Annotated in this window: 15 protein-coding genes; 8 read left to right on the plus strand and 7 right to left on the minus strand. The window is 60.8% G+C overall.

All coding sequences use genetic code 11. The features are described from left to right. Positions 1-63: 63 nt before the first annotated feature. The gene (locus LG376_RS06730; protein WP_225746587.1) at positions 64-1,194 is read right to left on the minus strand and encodes a MalY/PatB family protein; all 1,131 of its coding nucleotides are present in this window, start codon (positions 1,192-1,194) and stop codon (positions 64-66) included. A gap of 52 nt (positions 1,195-1,246) precedes the next feature. Next, the gene (locus LG376_RS06735; protein ID WP_225746588.1) at positions 1,247-3,157 is read right to left on the minus strand and encodes an ABC transporter ATP-binding protein; all 1,911 of its coding nucleotides are present in this window, start codon (positions 3,155-3,157) and stop codon (positions 1,247-1,249) included. Positions 3,158-3,346: 189 nt separating this feature from the next. Between LG376_RS06735 and LG376_RS06740 the strand changes: the two genes are divergently transcribed. Next, positions 3,347-3,895 carry a hypothetical protein gene (locus LG376_RS06740; RefSeq protein ID WP_225746589.1) on the plus strand — a complete coding sequence of 183 codons (549 nt, stop codon included), beginning with the start codon at positions 3,347-3,349 and terminating at the stop codon, positions 3,893-3,895. Then, a complete protein-coding gene (gene idi / locus LG376_RS06745) occupies positions 3,892-4,428 on the plus strand; it encodes an isopentenyl-diphosphate Delta-isomerase (RefSeq protein ID WP_225746590.1) in 537 nt (178 codons plus the stop codon). The genes LG376_RS06740 and idi overlap by 4 nt, the downstream gene beginning before the upstream one ends. On the opposite strand, the gene LG376_RS06750 is transcribed toward idi, so the two are convergent. Beyond that, the gene (locus tag LG376_RS06750) at positions 4,429-5,727 is read right to left on the minus strand and encodes a carboxylesterase family protein (protein WP_225746591.1); all 1,299 of its coding nucleotides are present in this window, start codon (positions 5,725-5,727) and stop codon (positions 4,429-4,431) included. Between the two features lie 38 nt (positions 5,728-5,765). On the opposite strand from LG376_RS06750, the gene LG376_RS06755 reads away from it, so the two are divergent. Further along, complete coding sequence (locus LG376_RS06755; RefSeq protein ID WP_198491888.1) at positions 5,766-5,981, plus strand: hypothetical protein; 216 nt, start codon at positions 5,766-5,768, stop codon at positions 5,979-5,981. Then, the gene (locus LG376_RS06760; RefSeq protein WP_198491887.1) at positions 5,974-6,213 is read left to right on the plus strand and encodes a hypothetical protein; all 240 of its coding nucleotides are present in this window, start codon (positions 5,974-5,976) and stop codon (positions 6,211-6,213) included. The genes LG376_RS06755 and LG376_RS06760 overlap by 8 nt, the downstream gene beginning before the upstream one ends. A 37-nt stretch (positions 6,214-6,250) precedes the next feature. Here LG376_RS06760 and malQ read toward each other — a convergent pair whose 3' ends face one another. Then, positions 6,251-8,374: a 4-alpha-glucanotransferase gene (gene malQ, locus LG376_RS06765; RefSeq protein ID WP_225746592.1), complete on the minus strand. Its 2,124-nt coding sequence runs from the start codon at positions 8,372-8,374 to the stop codon at positions 6,251-6,253. A gap of 94 nt (positions 8,375-8,468) precedes the next feature. Here malQ and LG376_RS06770 point away from each other — a divergent pair, with 94 nt between their 5' ends. The 3 genes from LG376_RS06770 (at position 8,469) to LG376_RS06780 (ending at position 13,115) form a co-directional block, all read left to right on the plus strand. Continuing rightward, complete coding sequence (locus tag LG376_RS06770) at positions 8,469-10,301, plus strand: long-chain fatty acid--CoA ligase (protein WP_225746593.1); 1,833 nt, start codon at positions 8,469-8,471, stop codon at positions 10,299-10,301. 253 nt (positions 10,302-10,554) lie between these two features. Further along, a complete protein-coding gene (locus tag LG376_RS06775; protein ID WP_005324183.1) occupies positions 10,555-11,235 on the plus strand; it encodes a hypothetical protein in 681 nt (226 codons plus the stop codon). A gap of 344 nt (positions 11,236-11,579) precedes the next feature. After that, entirely contained in the window at positions 11,580-13,115 is a 1,536-nt protein-coding gene (locus LG376_RS06780; protein ID WP_225746594.1) for a hypothetical protein, read from the plus strand. Positions 13,116-13,337: 222 nt separating this feature from the next. On the opposite strand, the gene LG376_RS06785 is transcribed toward LG376_RS06780, so the two are convergent. The 3 genes from LG376_RS06785 to LG376_RS06795 all read right to left on the minus strand — a co-directional run bounded on the left by LG376_RS06785 (position 13,338) and on the right by LG376_RS06795 (position 16,891). Beyond that, on the minus strand, positions 13,338-14,210 hold the full coding sequence (locus tag LG376_RS06785; protein WP_225746595.1) for a hypothetical protein: 873 nt from the start codon (positions 14,208-14,210) through the stop codon (positions 13,338-13,340). 228 nt (positions 14,211-14,438) lie between these two features. Beyond that, complete coding sequence (locus tag LG376_RS06790) at positions 14,439-15,497, minus strand: CNNM domain-containing protein (RefSeq protein ID WP_225746596.1); 1,059 nt, start codon at positions 15,495-15,497, stop codon at positions 14,439-14,441. Beyond that, entirely contained in the window at positions 15,497-16,891 is a 1,395-nt protein-coding gene (locus LG376_RS06795; RefSeq protein ID WP_225746597.1) for a hemolysin family protein, read from the minus strand. Before LG376_RS06795 ends, LG376_RS06790 begins: the two co-directional genes overlap by 1 nt. 147 nt (positions 16,892-17,038) lie before the next feature. Here LG376_RS06795 and hemW point away from each other — a divergent pair, with 147 nt between their 5' ends. After that, entirely contained in the window at positions 17,039-18,178 is a 1,140-nt protein-coding gene (hemW, locus tag LG376_RS06800) for a radical SAM family heme chaperone HemW (protein WP_225746598.1), read from the plus strand. The last annotated feature ends 268 nt before the right edge of the window (positions 18,179-18,446 follow it).

Below are 18,446 nucleotides of genomic sequence, written 5' to 3' on the forward strand. Positions count from 1 at the left end.
ACATGGTGAGAAATCAAAGTGTGGGGGTGATGCAGGCTACATGGTTGCCCCAGCCGCGCCAGATTAATCGAGAGCCGCGAAGGCACGCTCCATGCGGTCGAGTGCCTCTTCTAAGATCTCGCGTGAGGTAGAGAAATTCAACCGCGCATGGCCCGGCCCGCCGGTGCCAAAGGTATCGCCCTCATTAAGCGCTACCTTCGCATTCTCCCGCAACCACTTGGCCGGCTGCGGGTTGCCGCCGATAGCGGTATCGGCAAAATCCAACCACAGCAGGTAGGTGGCGTCCGGCTTGCTGGTCTTTAAGCCGGGGATGCGCTGAGGCAGCACCTCCACCAACCAATCGCGGGTCTGCCGCAGGTACTCTATTTCTTCATCGAGGAAGTCGCCGCACTCGCGGTAGGCAGTCTCCGCAGCAAGCACGCCCAAGGTGCCCGTGCCATCCTTGGCCACGCCTGTGAGGCCATTCCACGTGTGTACATCGGCCGTGTTGGAGAAAATGATCTGCGCGCACTTCAGGCCGGCAGTATTAAAAGCCTTGGACGTCGCGGTTACCGTGATGGTGCGCTCCGCGGCCGCCGCGCTAAGCGAGGCCACCGGGATATGCCGGCCCTCATAGACCAACGGGGCATGGATTTCATCGGCCAGGATGCGCGCATCATATTTTTCTGCCAGTTCTACCAGGCCGGTGAGGTAGTCCTCGTCCAACACACGGCCGAGCGGATTATAGGGATTGGCCAGCAAAATAGAGCCCGCGCCCGACTGGAAGGCGCGCTCAATATCGTCCAGTTCCAAGCTGGTCTCGATCTTTTCGCGGCCAGCGGTCTGTGGCAGCTCCAGCAGTGGAGGGTAGGAAGGCACGGGCACGATGACCGGGGAGCCTTCGCGGGTAAAATACTGCACTCCTAGCAAAAGACCCCGCACTACGTCCCCGATCCAGAAAATCTGGTCCGAGTTGGGGCGCCAGCCATAGCGCGTGTCATAGAAATCGGCCACAGCTTCGCGCAGCCCCGAAGCCTTGGGTGCTGGGGTATAGCCAAAGGTTTCCTTATCCACCAAGTCTTCCAGCGCCTTCTTTATGGCGGGCGCGGTGGGGAAGTCGGATTCCGCAATCCAGAGCGGCAGCACGTCTTCTTCGAAGACGGTCCACTTGCGGGTTCCGCGGGCTTGCAACTCTTCTAGGTTAGGAAACTCCATGGCCATAACCATAACGTGAAGCCCGCGGCCACCCCAGCGCTTTTATGCGCTTTTATTCATCTGCGTTGTCGGCCCAGCGGGAGTCCTCCTCCGCGTCTTCGGATTCGGAGGCAGAGCCGGAGACAAAGCCAAATTTCTTCAACCTGCGGCGGTCCGCGGCCGAGGTGGATTGGGTGAGCTTGAGCAGTTCGGCATAAATGCCACCGGATTGCGCCAGCTCGGCCGGCGAGCCCATCTCATCAATGCGGCCGCGATCCAGGGTGATGATGGTATCCACGTCCGCAATGGTGGATAGGCGGTGGGCAATAATCAGCGTGGTGCGGTCCTTCATTAGTTCATCCAGGCCGGCCTGCACGGCGCGCTCGGACTTGGTGTCTAGCGCCGAAGTAGCCTCGTCCAATACCAAGATGGGCGCGTCTTTAAGCATGGCGCGGGCAACGGAGACGCGCTGCTTTTGTCCACCGGAAAGCTTGAGGCCGCGCTCGCCAATAACGGTGTCGTAGCCATCCGGGAAAGCCTGGATAAACTCATGGGCATTGGCCCGCTTGGCGACGTCTATGATTTCCTCCTCCGTGGCACCTGGCTTGCCGTAGGCGATATTTTCGCGAATGGTGCCGGAGAAGAGATAAGACTCCTGGAAGACCACGCCTACCGAGGCGCGCAGGCGCGAGGCAGTGAGATCGTCTACCCGGTGGCCCAGTACATCGAGGTGCCCGGCAGATGGATGGTAAAGGCCTAGCAGGAGGTTGACCAACGTGGACTTGCCGCCGCCGGACTCGCCCACGAGTGCCACCTTGTGGCCCTCAGAGGCGGCAAAGGAAATATCCTCTACTACGGGCTTGCCTTCCTCATAGGCGAAGGAGACGTGGTCAAAGGAGAAGACCGGCGCGCCGGGGGTGGGCTCCAGCGGGCGTACCGGGGTGAGGTCGAGCTGCGGGGTATGCGAACCGGTGGTGGCAGCAACCAATTCGCGCGGGGCCGTGGGCTCGAGCTCTTCTTCCATGACTTTGAAGTAGTCCTTGGAGCCGGCGATGGCGCGCTGGGCGGTATCGACAATCCAGCTCATCATAAAGACCGGCTGCTTCGCACTGGAGACCATCTGCAGCAACATGACCATATCGCCCAAGGAGAAATGTCCCTCGAGCGTGCGCCAGAAAATTACGCCGTAAATGCCGAGGAAGATAACAGCCATGGCCAGGCCGCGGAAGGTATCCATCATGTGCCACCAGCGCGATTGTGGCTTGGTGGTATCGACCACGGTACGGTAGCGCTGAGCAAAGTGGGAGAGCTCGCGAGTTTCGCTCACGAAGGACTTGGCCACCTTGACCTGGCCGATGACCTCGGCGAAGCGGCCGTTGGCGAGGTCGATATTTTCGTTTTTGACTGCCTCAAACTTTTGCCAGCGCTTCGAGGTCAGCGCGGTAAGCCACATGTAGACCGGAAAGAGCAGCGCGAGCAGGACGGCCAGCGGCCAGTAATACCACGCGGTAATGGCCAGCACCGCGAGGGTCTGGATGATCATCGTGAAGAAGTTATTGGCAAAGGACTGCACGAACTGCGTGATATTGGCAATCGAGCGATCCAGCCGGGCGATGATCGTGCCGGTGACCTGGTTATCGTAATAGCCCTGCGGGAGGGCCAGCAGCTTGGCAAAGTAGCGCGTGGACAAAATCTCGCGCAGGCGCGAGACCATGACATCGCCGATGTAGCCGCCGATATTGCGGAAGAGGGCATTGGCGGCGTCGGCAAGAAAAAGCGCCACTGCCAGCAACAGCACCGTGCGCAGCGCATCGCCCAGTGGGGCGTCGTTCTGCAGGGCCTCCACGATGGTATCGGTGGCTTCGCGCGTCAAAAACGGCGAGACCAGTGCAACGACCGCAGTGATCGTGGCGGTCAGCAGCACGCCTAGATAAAAGGGCCACAGGGCAGAGGCACTGCGGGTAATGCGCAAAATGGAATTCATAAGTAGACCACACTCACTTCGAAACGGCGGTTTGTGCGCGGAATTAGGGAAAGTGGGGAGAGATTTAAGCGACTGCCCAGTATGCCATATGCGGCGTTAACGAGCGTAAATACTTAAGTTCAGGGAGGTTTAGGCTAAGGTACTTGTGCAGAAATACAACAATCTTCGCGTGCAAAGGATCCATCCACGGTGAAAATTTCCCACACACTCGGCGCGGGCGTGGTCAGCGTACTCGCCGTGACCCTGACCGGATGCAGCGTTCTCCAGCCGGAAGAAACAGGGCTCGGGGACAATATCACCGTCTCCAGCTCCGAAGAGGCCCCGTACGAGGCCAAGGACACCGATGATAAAGAGGTCACCTCTAATCTTGCCGAGCCAGTAAAGGATAAGGGCTTGGGCGTGAGCTGGGAACTACAGGGAGTGTATTCCGATAACAACTCCGGTGGCTCCGTGGTGACCATCCTGCTGAAGAATGAAAACGACGTGCCCTTGCCGGTCGACGCCTTTGAAGATCCCACCCTTGAGCGCGCCGACGGCAACGGCGGCTGGGCCAAGATCAACTCCTTGCCCTATGACAAGGAATCTGTCCCAGACGTGGAGCCACCGGGGCTCGATCACCCGCTGGGCGCGGGCGCCTCGGTAAACCTGCAGTACCGCTTTGACGTGACGCCCGGCAACCTGTGGAATGCGCGCTTGCACATTGGCAACGTAACCTGGGTGGGAGACCTTAATCTATGACAGAACTTGTAGTCTTGGCCTCTGCCGCAGGTGAACCCATCGGCACCGCTCCCAAGGCCGAAGTTCATACCACCGATACTCCGCTGCACTTTGCCTTCTCCGCCTGGTTGACCTGCGGCGGCAAGGTGTTGGTCACCCGCCGCGCGCTGGGTAAGCTCACCTGGCCCGGGGTGTGGACCAATGCCTTTTGCGGCCACCCCGCCCCCGGCGAGGAAACCGCCGATGCGGTGCTGCGCCGCGCTACCTTTGAGTTGGGTATTGCGCCTGAAGACCTGTCTACCCCGCAGCTTATCCTGCCGGACTTTTCTTATCGCGCGGTGGATTCCTCGGGCACGGTAGAAAATGAAATCTGCCCGGTATATACCGTCGAGCTTGCTGCCGACGCCGCCTGGGAGCCCAACCCCGAAGAAGTAGATTCTTACCAGTGGGTCGAGCCGGATCGGCTCTTCGCCGCCGCCGATGCCATGCCTGGCGTCTTTAGCCCGTGGATGATTGATGAGCTAGCGGACGAAAAGCTACGTGCTGCGCTGTAATTAAAGCTCGTCGTCGTTGTAGAAGGCTGCGGCCACGTAGTCCAAGGTGGCATAGGCTAGGCGGCGCTCGCCTGTATCTAGGTCAAATTCCAGCACCCGGTGGTCATCGCCATAGTTGGGGAATCCGGGCTCACCCGTGGTGGCAAACTGGCGTAGCCACTCGTTGAGCTCTTCGGCGGGGGTTTCCTCGCCGGCCTCGTTCCCGCTTCCGCCAAACAGCGGGCCCAATTCCGCACAATGCACCGCAGGGGAATCGGTGCGCGTAAACTCCATCATCCACGTCGGGCCCGGGGAATGCGCAGCTACCTGGGCGGTCCAACGGCGCACTGCGGCATCACCGATGAGTCGGCCCATCGGCCGCTGCGGGTCCACATAGTGCGCCAATTGCCGCCACTGCTTGAAGCGCCCCTGCGAAATCCCAAACTTGGGTGAAAGGTAGCTGGTAATAAAACCCGCCAGCGCCATCTTGTCGATGCGCTGGGCTTGGGGCATGTCATAGAACTCATCGCGGGTAGACGTCACCACGATAGGGATATCCGCCAATTCTTCGGCGCGCAGTGGCGCAGGGCCCAAGGCGACATCGAAGCGATATTTCTTGCGGAATTTGGCATACCCCTTGGCCAGCGATTCCGGGTCCATTTTTTCCAAAGCCTCGCGCGTTACCGGCACGCCGAGGGCCTTGCGCAGGTCGGTGACGCGGTGCTCAAAGCGGTCGCGCGGGAAGGCCGGCGAGAGCGCCAGCACGCGGCGAAAACCGCCCCGGAAATGATCGCGGCGTGCGAGCCACAGGCTTATCGCCGCCCCGGCGGATTGGCCCACCAAGGTGATATTGGTTTTATCGCCACCAAAGGCCTCGATATTGTCCTGTAGCCACTCCAAGGCCAAGAGGCAATCATCGATGCCGCGGTAGCGGTCCGCCTCGTCGCCGTCGAAGCGCGCAAAGCCGGCCAAGCCCACCCGGTAACCCACGTTGACCTGGATTACCCCGTGGCGGGCATTCTTTTCCCCAGACAGCCGCGGATCCTCGTGCGATCCGTGCTCAAAGCGCCCGCCGTGAATATAGACCACGACGGGGCAGTCGTTGGCATCGGCAGGAGTGGTAATGGACAAAGCGATATCTGCTGGGTGCGGCTCGCGGGCATCCTGATCGACGCTGCGATCAAACGGCTCGGCAGGCGAGTAGGGGCTGGGGATGGTGCTATAGCGCACCGAATGGAAATAGTGCAGGCCATCGCGGCGCACGCCGGTGATCCGGCCGGAAGCGGTGGCGACGGTAACAGGAATCTGGGCGCTTGACATGTCAGCCAGACTACCGCGAGCAAGTAGGATAAGTAGCCATGGAGTGGTTGACGAGCTTGGGCAGCACGCTATCGCAATTGTTGGTGCAAGCGCCCGTGTGGATTCAAATGGTCATCGTGGTGGCCATCGCCGTGCCACTCATGGTGGTTGTAGCGTGGTGCCTGATGTGGGGTGTCGATTACGTAGCCAACCGAGGCAAACGCATGATTTCCCAGCAACGCAGCCGCAGCACTAAAGTAGACCACCATGGCTGAGGAAAATAACGAGCGCGCACGACAAGAGCGCGCTGAGCTGCGCGCTAACCCCCGCGAGGGTCTTTGGGACCCCGAAGCAAAGCGCGCCGGCCAGTCATCCGCCTCGGCGGCTACGCCAGGTGCACAGCCCGTAAAGCGCAAGCGCGCCCTGCCCAAATCCCGCGTCTCTCTCACACTGTGGACGATGATCGCGCTGGTTATCGTCGTCGCCCTCATCGGCCTGTGGACCTAAGCCCGCTCCACCGCCGCACCAGTGCCTAGGCCCAGCGTTAGGCCTTCCGGCTGGTGGCTGCTAAGCGCTGGAAGAATTCCAGACTAGGAAGATCCTCAATGAGCAGGGGAGCGCCGTTGGTATCACATAGCGGCACGCACCAATTGGGATAAAGATCGTTCGTGGTACCTGGCTGATTTTGTGCGCGCACATCACCCACCATGTCCACCAAGCTGGTGCACGCGAGAGCCGAAGGTGTACCTGCGATATAGCGATGCAGCGCTACGCTTATATCCTCCTCCACGCCGCGGGAGGCGCGTTCGTCCGGATCTACGAGGTAATCGCGCTGCGGCAAGAGGCCGCGATCCGCCACGGTGCCGAGTACACGGGCCTGCCACTCGATGTCATCGCGCCGCTCGTCCTCCACCGATCGGGTCAGCACGCCTAAGCGCGCGCGGAGCGAAATATGATCGCCGCGCAGGTAGGCCAAGGTCGGCGGCAGATCGTGCGTATTGACCGAGGACAGCGCCAGCTGGCGGTACTTTTCCTGTGGCAGCGGGGAGTAGTTATCATCGTCGCGTTCAAACCACACGATGGAGGTACCCAGCACCGCCTTCTGCGCGAGCACGTCTTGTACCCACGGCTCGACGGTGCCGAGGTCCTCACCGATGACCACCGCACCGGCGCGCTGCGCCTCTAGCGCCAAGATGCCCACCATGGCCTCAAAATCATAGGAGACATAGGTACCCGTCAGCGGGCTGGCCATGCGCGGGATCCAATACAGGCGGAAAAGACCCAAGATGTGGTCCACGCGCACCCCGCCGGCATGGCGCAGCACGGTGGAGAGCATCTCGCGCCACGGAGCGTAGCCCGCCGCCGCAAGGCGCTGCGGGTGCCAAGGTGGCTGCGACCAATCCTGGCCCTGCTGGTTATAGTCATCCGGCGGGGCGCCTACCGAGCACTGCGGCGCCAAATACTCTGTGAGGTTTACGGCATCGGCGCCGCCCGGGTGCACACCCACGGCAAGGTCAGTCACCAGGCCCAGGCGCATGCCGGCATCGAGTGCGCGCTGCTGCGCGGCGGCCAGCTGCTCATCGCACAGGAACTGCAGCCAGGAATAAAAGCGCGTGAGCTTGTCCATGTCCAGGCCTTCGGCATGGCGCTGGCCCGACTGCGCGGCGGCGTCTTGTTGCGCGCACCAATACGCGAAATCGCGCAGGCCACGGCCCTCCTCACGGGCGTAGCGCACGAAGGCCTCTTCGCGTTCCGGGGAGGGCTGGTAGTTAAAGAGCTCGCGCAGCACCTGCAGTTTGGCCTCAAAAATGGTGTCGCGCTCTATTTCTTCGGCGCTGCGGTTGCGCTGGCGAAACTCCTCCGCCAGTTCGCGTACATCATCCTGTAAGTCCTCCGGTAGGAGCTTGAGCTCCGGGATGGATTCGATGTGCAAGTAGAGCGGGTTGATAAAGCGCCGCGTGGTGGGCAGGTACGGCGAGTCCTCGACCGGTGGTAGCGGCTCGGCGGCATGTAGCGGGTTGACCAGCAAAAAGTCCGCGTGCGGGGCCAGCGTCTCTGCTAGCTGCCCCAAATCCTGAAAATCGCCGATACCCCAAGAGGACTTTGAGCGCACCGAATACAGCTGCGCCATTACGCCGCTAATCGGGTGCTCGATAAACTCATCGGCCGTAGAAAGGCGCGCCGGGGTGATAATTAGCGGGCAGGCATGCTTGCCGATGCCCCCGGACTCCAACACCAGCTCGTGGTATCCCATGGGCAGATCGCCTGGGATGTGGAAGCTCGCCTCGCCCCAAAGCGTGCCATCGACGTTCGCGTCCGGGGCATCATTGAGATCCTGGTAGACCTCGCGGGTGCCTCCTTCCTCCAACTCAATGTGTACGTTGGCGGCATCGCCCGCGTGCACGTGAACCACGAAACCGCGCTCTTGGCCTTGGGGCGCGACAACGCAGTGGGGTAGGGGCTGGGAGGAGCGGTCCAGGTAGTCGTCGTAAAGCAGCTGCGTTAGCGCCGCATCGTCCGGATTGTCATCGATGGCCACGCCCAAGGCACGCAGGGTATAGGCAATAGTGTCATCAGCGACGTGGACGGGGAAACCAGACTGGGAGGTATAGCTGGTGGCCACACCGTGGCGCTGGGCGAGTTCTTCAAGCAAGGCGCGGGTAGTCACAGGCCACATTGTGCCACGGGTGCAACGCGCCCGCTGGGGAACAGATTGGTACAGTAGGCGGAGATTAATAATTAGCTGTTCGAAAGGACACCGCGTGACCCTGCAAGAAGTCCACACCCCAGCCCAATTTACTATCGAGCCGGGCGAAACCTGCCTGACCGCCCTGATGGACACCGCGAAGAAGCGCCCTAATGGCGTCATGTTCACCCGCCCGGCTAACTACGAGTGGGTTAATGTCACGGGCAAAGAATTCATCGATGAGGTCTTTGAAGTAGCCCAGGGACTTATCGCCCTTGGCGTGCAGCAGGGGGACCGCGTCGCTCTCATCTCTGCTACCCGCTATGAGTGGTCCCTGCTGGACTTTGCCATCTGGGCTGCGGGTGCCGCCTCGGTGCCGGTTTATCCATCTTCGTCGGCTTCCCAGGTGCGCTGGATTATTGAAGACTCTGGTGCCGTGCTCGCCATTACCGAAACCCGCGAGCACTCCGAGCTGGTGGAAAACCTGGTCTTGCAAGAAGACGGCGAGCCCAATCTCAAGGGCTCTCCCTCCCAGCTGCGCCGCGTCCTAGAAATCAACTCCTCCGCCATTGACACCCTCAAGCTCGAGGGCCGCGGCGTGGCCGTCGAGGAGGTCTACGCCCGCATCAAGGCCACCTCCACCGATGATCTGGCTTCCTTGGTCTATACCTCGGGTACCACCGGACGCCCCAAGGGTTGCATCCTCACCCACCGCAACTGGCTAGCCCAGACGCGCGGCCTGTGCACCAATCCCATTGGTATCTTTGCCGTCCCGGGCAGCCATACCCTGACCTTCCTGCCGCTGGCGCACGTCTTTGCCCGCGCGGTATCCATTGCGGTAGCCATGCGCGGTGCCTCCCAGAATCACTGGTCAGACTTTTCCACCATTTCCATCGAGTTTGCCCGCTCCCGCCCGAACGTCATTTTGGGTGTGCCACGCGTCTTTGAAAAGGTGCGCAATTCTGCTGCTGCTAAGGCGGCTGATTCTGGCATCAAGACCCTGCTCTTTGAGCAGTCCGAGAAGATCGCCATCGAGTACTCCAAGGCTTTGGATAAGCCGGAGGGCCCGGACCGCCTGCTGAAAGCCAAGCACAAGGTCTTTGACAAGCTGGTGTACTCCACCATCCGCAATGGCGTGGGGGGCAACGTGAGCTACTGCATTACCGGTGGATCGGCCATGGGCCATGACCTGCTGCACTGGTACCGCGGTATCGGCATCCCGGTCTATGAGGGCTATGGCTTGACCGAGGTCGCCGCCGCGGCCGCGGTGGACTTTGTGGACCAGTCCATCGGCACCGTCGGCCCGCCGATGGGTGGCGTGACCTTCCGCATCAACGATGAAGGCGAAATCTGCATCAAGGGAGATATCGTCTTCCACGGTTACTGGAATAATCCGGAAGCCACGGCCGAGGCCCTCGAGGATGGCTGGTACAACACCGGCGACCTGGGCGAGATTGATGAAGACGGCAAGCTTGTTATCACTGGCCGCAAGAAGGACCTCATTGTCACGGCCGGCGGCAAGAATGTCTCGCCTGGCCCGATGGAGGATATCCTGCGCGGGCACCCGCTTATCTCCCAGGCCATGGTGGTAGGCGATGGCAAGCCTTTCGTTGGCGTGCTGCTGACCCTGGATCCGGACATTTTGAAGCGCTGGAAGCTGGACCACAACATTCCGGAGAATCGCTCCATGCGCGAGCTGGCCACCGATCCGACCCTGCGCGCAGAGCTGCAGGACGCCATCAACCAGGTCAATGCCACCGTCTCCCATGCGGAGGGCATCAAGAAGTTCTACATCCTCGAATCTGACCTTACCGAGGAAGAAAACGAGCTGACCCCCACCATGAAGGTCAAGCGCAACGTGGTTTCGCAGCGCTACGCCGCAGCCATCGAGCACCTGTACAAGCGCTAGGCTGCGCGACGGGTACACCCGAGGGAATTCCCTCGGGTGTTTCTTTATGCCCTGCTTGCCGACGCCCCCTTCTGCAGCTCACCCCCACCATCCTCACCCCAGTGCGGGCGAACCTGCCATAAACCTGTGAATGGTTTCGGAGTGTCGCGCGCTCGCGGCGGCGGATCTCGCATAAAGTCATGAGGCGTTACAGCAAACCTCAACCTCTACTAGAGGTTAGAAATGAGACCGTGGAAGGAGTGGCTCGAAGCCAATGCACAAAATCGCCGCCGAGCTGCGCCACCGCGAGCTTACGCAAGAGATTTACAATATCGGCGACGAAGTCGCAGAGTACCTCGAGCACCTCATTGAAGCCATCGAGGATTGGGACGAAGAGTTGTGCATGGATTGCCTGGCTGAGCTAGGCGATATCGTTGAAGACGCCCGCGTTGACTCCGGCCGTTGTGTAGGCGAGCTGATGGGCCTGCGCCAAGCCCTGGTCTCCGGCGTGCGCTCCGGCACCATTTCCGCCGCCTCTTCCGGCGTGAACGACGTGGAAGAGCCGGAACAACTTACCCCGCGCCTATTGGACGAGCGATTCCCCATCTCTAAGCCCATCGTGGTGCACGAGCTGGCCGAGTCCCTGCGCTCTCGCACCCAGGCCGTGGCGGATTACCTCCGCGAGGTAGTCGAGTACGTGCTCGCGCAAACCGACGCCGTGGCCCGCAACCTCGACATGGTCTCGCTGCCGCACTTGTACAAGCGCACGGGCGAGTCCGCCCTCATTGCGGTTCAAGCGTGGAAGCACACGGTGCTTGATACTCACCCGGCCTATGTCCGCACGATGCGCGGGCATAACCCACCGCAGTTCCTAGAAGAGCGCGCCCGGGTTGCCGCGGTGGTGGAAAAGGTCCGCGCTAAGCGCGAGGCAGCCCGCCGGGCTACAACTGCATAACCCACATAGACTTCCTTGTTTCACGCAAGGGGATGTTCACGGCCACCGAGATTCCCTCTCTCGGTGGCCGTTGAAGTTTTCTGCGCTAGGGTGCCCCAATTCGGGGAAGCATTTAGGGAAACTTTAGGTTAACAGCCGTTCCATATAACTTTTGTTATGCCTGTTCAGCGGCTTGGGTGCTATATCCAGCGGTATTGTTGCTGAATCAACCTTAAAATCTAAGTAGAAAATACTCTCAACGCGCTATAGGGTAATCCCCGTCCCAGCGAGCGCCACAGCCTAGCACCATCCACACCCGGCGCGCGTAATTAATTTCTTCAACCACATCTACAGGGAGTCAATCCATGGGCGCACGCCGAACTTCTCGCCTCATTGCCAGCGCAGTGGCCGTAGCCACCTTCTCTTCCATTACCGTTGTTCCTACCGCCGTCGCAGCCGATGACACCACCTTCGTCGAAGAAAAGACCACCGACGATACCGTAAGCCTCAACGGCATCGAATTCGATGAGGACGGCAACCTGCTGGAGGAAAACAACGCCGGCGATAAGGCGATGGAAGAACTCGACGCAGAAGAAGACGCCGCCGAGTCCATCACCCCGTACGCCGTAGACGGCGCGGAGGAGACCGCCGAGGCTCCGGCTTCCAAGGAGTCTGCAAAGCCAACCACCCTCGAGGAACTCGCACAGACTGAGGCCTCCAACGGCGACGTCAACGTCAAGGTGGTCAAGGATGAGCAGAAGGACAAGCTCGTCTGTGAGGTCACTGATGCCCCTGACAAGGAAGGCAACATGCTCGACCTCAAACTTGCCTTGGCTAAGGCCTTCTACGATGGCGGCGAAAAGATCCTCAAGACTGTCTGGGAAATCATCCCGGTCGTCGGTGACCTGGTTCCGTCTGACTTCATTGACAAGATTTCCGGCAAGACCTGGGACGGCATTGCCAAGCTGGTCAAGGAAGGCGAAAAGGACAAGACGGTTACCTGGGACCTCTCCCGCGCCCAGGGCATGGCCATCGGCCGCATCGACAACGCCGATGCCGACGTTGATATGAACAACCCGGATGCCGCTAAGAAGACCGTCTCCGGCCTGCTTAAGTTCGCCGACGGCGTCTTTGGTAAGGGCACCACGGTAGTCCTGAAGCTCTTCAATGCAGCCGTTACCATCGCAGGCCTGGTTCCTGGCGCGGGCGTAGCAGGCGACCTGAAGCTGAGCAAGGACCAGCAGAAGAGCATCGAAGACTCCCTGAACAACATCTCCACCGCAGCTTCCGATCTCGCGGCCGTAAACGCCCCGGCTGGCCAGCTGTGCTCCGATATGCTCAACGGTAAGAAGGCCAAGGACCAGCCGTCTGAGGAGCCTTCCTCCGAGGAGACCACTTCCGAGGAAGCTACTTCTGAAGAGACCACTTCCGAGGCTCCGGCTTCTGAGGATGCTACCTCTGAAGAGACCACCCCATCCGAGTCCGTAGAAGAGACTTCCACCGAGGAGACCTCTACAGAAGAAACTGCCACCGAAGAGCCGACCTCTGAGGAATCCACCGAGCCTTCCACTACCGAAGCCGCAGTTGTTCCAGGCAAAGACGGCCAGGACGGTAAGGACGGCCGCGATGGCCGCGATGGCAAGGATGGCCAAGATGGTAAGGACGGCCGCGACGGCGAAGACGGCCAGGATGGTCGCGATGGTCGCGACGGACGTGACGGCCGCGATGGCATCAACGGTAAGGACGGCAAGGACGCAGATATGTCTTCCGTCGCAGGGTTCTCCTTCCTGGCTGCGCTCGTAGGCGGCGGCACGGTGCTGGGCATCCTGTCCACCATTGACTACCTCTACACCCACGGCATGCTGCCGAAGAACAGCGTCCCATGGCGCATCAACCAGTAAGACCTTCCTGTTGAGGCATGAGCTGGAAACAGAAGAGCCTCCGCGAGCATATGCTCGTGGAGGCTCTTCCTTATTGCGAGCGAAGTTTCGGTGGATTCTCTTGCGAGGCATTCGCCATCGCCCTCCCTTCGCGCTCACCGGCGCAGCGGATTCCGCGGCGAAAGCGCCGCTGGTGAGCGCGAAGGGAGGGGTAGAGGAAGGTGGGAGGCAGGAAGCGTGGATTTAGGCAGAACGCGCGGCCTTTTGTCTGGCGGAGATGGTGGAAACGAGGTCGCTCAGGAAGCGAGTGGGGTGGTCGATGAGCTGCCGAGGGGTATAGCAGAGAACGGTGAAGCCGGCCTCGCGCAGACGTCGGTGACGCTCATGCTGATGGGCAAGCGCCTTCGCGGGGATTATGTCGATGAGGTAGGCGTTGTTGATGCATAGGGCGGTCGTGATGCCGGGCAACGCGGTGAACGGCGCCTCGAAGAACATGGGCCAGGGGAAATCGGCCTCAATGAGGAGGGCGCGGGCGAAAGACTCGTAGGGAGAGCGGGAAAGAGGTGAGGCGTGGTGGATTACGGCGCGGACGATGCGGCTATTGCGCACCCGGCCCATGCGGGCAAACTCTTCCTTGAGGTCTTCCCGGCTGACGCCGGAACGCAAAGCCGAGTCGGCGGCGATGAGGCCGTCGGTGAAGCCGTGGTAGCGGGCGACATCGATAACCGCGCGGGCCTTGGAAACGCAGCGGGTGCCGTCCACGAGGACGGGCTCGGGAAGGGAAGCCTTGCGATAAATGCGCTCGGGATGGCGGCGGTCCTTGTGAGGAAGCGTATTGGTGGGAAGGGCCATTTCAATCTTTTCCTCGGCTGTGGCGATGACCCACAGTCCGTGCACGCGGGCGGCGGACTTGGAGATGAGCACCGCGGTATAGGCGCTGTGGGCGGCGGCGATGGCGCGCAGGCGCAGCTGGGAGGGGAAGTCGAGGCAATGGTAGTGATCGCGCCGGACCGCGATGCGCGGTGCGAGTTTGAGGTAGGTGCCGTTTTTCAGGTCGGTCCAGAAGGTGGGGTGGTTGGCGCGGATGGAGTCGATATTGGTCAGTGATGGTGTCATGCCTCCTAGGAAAGGGCACGTTGCCGGCCGGCGCGCGGAGGTGGCGGCCGGGCCTGTGGATAACAAGGCCGCAGAGAAAGGCGAGTGAGCGAAGTGGCGGCTGGGAAAGTTACGGCCACAGTTATCCACAATCGGGGGCAACAGCCCTTGCGCGCGGGTGCGAAAACGGCAAAGCCCGCGCCGAGCACAATGAAGCGGGCACGGGCGCGGGCGAGGACGCGGCAGGAACTAGACGGCCGGGGGAGGGGTGACCTTGTCTAGCTGCTCGGTAATCTGCGGCCATAGCTGGCCCATGATGTCATCCCAGGTAAGGATCCATACGGCATTGTCCTTATCGGCCTTGCCCACCATGACAAGCTGCTCGTTGCGAGCGCGCATATGGTCCAGAGTCTTCTGGACGGTGGTGGAAGAAGACACGGACAGGGCAGGGCGGGAGAACTCGAGTACCGGAGTCTCCGGCTCGGCCAGCAGGGTATCGCGCACGTGGACCACGCGCGGGACGCGGGAATCCTTAGGAAAGACCAGCACGCGCATGATGTTCTTGCGCACAACGAGGTCTTGGAGGTCTTCCACGGTGGCGTCGGAAGGCAGGGGCACTACCTCAGAGCCATGCTCGCGAGCCATGGCACCAACGGTGGAGTTTTCCAACTCGATGACATCAGAAATCTGGTTAGCAGACTCATCGTCCAACGCACCGGTCTCGCGGGAGTGCTCGACCAAGGTGCGCAGGGTTTCGGCGTCGTAGCCGGCCGCACCGGCGCGGTCGACGGGCTCTTCGCCAGCCAGGGACACCATTTTGTTGGCCATGACGTTGATCCACTTCAGCAGCGGGCGGAAGATCCACACGAAGCCACGTGCGGGGACCGCGATGAACTGCAGGGCGGTCTCCGGGTGGGTAATCGCCCAGGACTTCGGCGCCATCTCACCTAGAACAAGGTGGAGGAAGGTAACTACGAAGAGTGCGAGGAGGAAGCTAACGACGTCGACAATGCCCAGCGGCAGGCCCGCGGCCTCCAGAGGTGCCATGAGCAGGTGGTGCACCCAAGGCTTGGTCACAGCGCCTAGCACAAAGGTGGCGGCGGTAATGCCCAGCTGCGCGCCGGCGAGCATGATGGTCAGCTCATTGAGCGAGCGCAGACCAGCACGCGCGGTGCGGGAGTTTTCCGCATCCTCTTCCAAGCGGTTGCGGCGAGCGCCCATCAAGGAGAACTCGATAATCACAAAGAAGCCGGAAGCGGCGATGATAAGCAGGGTAACGAGGAGGTTAAACCACCAAGACTCGGTCATTATGCATCCTCCTTCTCATCGTCATCATCGGAGTGGTCGGAGTAATCCTCCACCAGCTCGATGGCAAGGACGGACGGCACGTGGCGGTCCACCTCTTGCACCCGCAGGCGGATGGAGCGAACGGGCGCCTCATCGTGGTCCACCCAGTCATCGGGCTCGGCTTCGAGCTGGATGGTGTGTTCCTCGCCTACCTCGGGCAGCGCACCGGAGTGGGCGATGATGAGGCCGGCGACGGTCTCGAAGTCGCCCTCAGGCAGGTCGTGGCCGATGGCGCGCTCGATCTCATCAATCGGCGTATCGCCGTCGACTAACCAGTGGGAATCGTCCTGTTCGGTGATTTCCTCGGTTTCTTCGATATCGTGCTCATCGGTGACATCGCCCAAGATTTCCTCGGCCAAGTCCTCCATGGTCACGATGCCCACGAAGCCACCGTATTCATCGATGACACAGGCCATCTTCTGGTCACTATCGCGCAGCTCGTCCACCACATCCGGAAGCGGCATCAGCTCAGGGACCACCACGGGTTCCTGCATGATACTGGTGGCCTTGGTGGCGGCGGGAAGGTCGCTTCCCAGGACGTCGATAAGATGCACCACGCCCACCGGGTTATGTTCGTCATCGATGACGGGGTAGCGCGTGTGGTCGGTAGACATCATCTCGCGAACCTCACCAAGGGTGGTGTCCGGATCAATGACGTCCACGCGGGAGCGCGGGATCATGGCGTGCTCAACGTCGTGCTCAGGGAAGTCTAGCAGGCGGTCGAGCACCATGTAGGTATTTTCATCCAGATCGCCAGCCTCGTGGGAGGAATCCACGATGGATTCCAAGTCATCGGCGGTGGCGGAGGAATCGACGTCTTCCACCGGCTCGATGCCAAAGATCTTGAGGATGGCATTGGAAGAATACTCAAAGAAGTGGATGAGCCAGCCGAAAATCCGCAGGTAGATTTGCGTGGATGCGGCCAGCCAGCGCGCCGTCTTCATGGGGGCGGCGATGGTGTAGTTCTTGGGGAAAAGCTCCGCGAAGAGCATGGTTGCAATCGTGGAGATGAAAAGCGCCGCGATGGTGCCCACGGTGACAGACACCGCGGACGGAACACCGACTCCGCCGAGTAACGTACCTAGTCCCTGGCCTACGAGCGGCTCCGCGACATAGCCGATGAGCAGGCCGGTAATCGTAATACCAAGCTGCGCGCCGGAGAGCATGAAGGAGGTCTGCTGGGTAATAGCCAGCGCGCGCTGTGCCGTTTTATCCCCCTCAGCAGCCTGGGTCCGCAGCTGTGTGCGGTCCACGGACATGAAAGAAAATTCCTGGGCCACGAAGTATGCATTCGCGACGATGATGAGGCCGATGACTACGAAGCCGGCCAGGATCATCACAATAGCCGATAACATGATTTACTCCCCACCGCCTAGAAGGAGGTAGGGACATCGACTCGGAGGTTCCACTGAGGGTGCCTTTCTACTTGGGAAGATGGAAACATACTACATGCTTAACCCTGCTTTCGGCCATTTTGTTCCCTCCCTATTAGGGTTTTATCCATGACTGAACCCTTCGGGCTTTATATTCACGTTCCCTTCTGCGCCACTCGCTGTGGCTATTGCGATTTCAATACCTATACTCCGGGCGAGTTGGGCAGCCCGCGCGATCTCACCGGACCTTATCTGGATGCCTTGGAGCGCGAGCTGGAGTTGGCGGCCGCGCGCGTAGGCCGCCCGGCCGAGACCGTCTTCATCGGCGGCGGCACGCCTTCCTTGCTGGGCGGGCAGGGGCTGACCCGGATCCTCAATACCGTCCGCTCCACCTTCGGATTGGCGCCAGGGGCGGAGGTCACCACCGAATCCAACCCGGAGTCCACCTCACCGGAGTATTTTGCCCAGCTTGCCGACGCCGGCTATACCCGCATCAGCCTCGGCATGCAGTCCGCATCCCCGGGCGTTCTCCAAGTCCTGGAACGCGCCCACACCCCCGGCCGCGCCTTCGCCGCTGCTCGCGAGGCCCGCGCCGCCGGCTTCGAGCACGTCAACCTGGACATGATCTATGGCACGCCCACCGAAACCGATGACAATGTGCGCGAGACGCTAGACCGCGTATTAGAGACCGGTGTGGACCACGTCAGTGCTTATTCGCTCATCGTGGAAGACGGCACCCGCATGGCTCGCAAGGTTAATAAAGGTATCCTGCCCGCACCGGACGAGGACGTGCTGGCACGGCGCTATGAGATGATTTCCTCCACCCTCGAGTCTGAAGGCTTCGAGTGGTACGAGGTCTCCAACTGGTCCAAGCCCGGCGGCGAGTGCGAGCACAATCGCATCTACTGGGTAGATGGCAACTGGTGGGGCGCAGGCCCCGGTGCCCACTCGCACTTGGGCAACGAGCGTTTCTTTAACGTCAAGCACCCCTCGCGCTATATCGACGCCCTCGGCCGCGGAGAGCTGCCCATTAAGGAAACCGAAACGCTCACTGAGGCCGACCGCCACATGGAGAAAATCATGCTCGGCCTGCGCCTGCGCGAGGGCATCCCGGAGGCCTGGCTCGATGCCCACGCTGCCCCGGCCCTCGAGCGCTTCATCGGCCGCGGTCTGCTCGAGCGCGCCGGCGATCGCGTGCGCATCACCAAGGCCGGCCGCCTGCTGGCCGATGGAATCATTACCGATCTCCTCGTCGCCGAAGAAACCTAATTCTCGTTTCCAGACCTTTAGACTTAGTTCAGTAGAAACCAAACCCGTTAGTTTTGACTCAGTCGATGAGAAACCTGTTATTCCGCCATTTTCTTGTTAGTCTTTTGCCGTGACTGGTGGACTGGTTCCTTCAGGCGCAAGCTTCTTCCAAGCTCGCTGGGATCGAGCTACGCCAGCTGAAAGGGACTAGCTCAGTGCCATGGCAGCCTTAGGCGATGGTTCAGCGGAAACAAAAGAAATCGGTGAACGCCTGGGGAAGGATAATAAG

The organism is Corynebacterium sp. Marseille-P4611 (assembly GCF_916618765.1).
Lineage (GTDB): Bacteria > Actinomycetota > Actinomycetes > Mycobacteriales > Mycobacteriaceae > Corynebacterium > Corynebacterium marquesiae.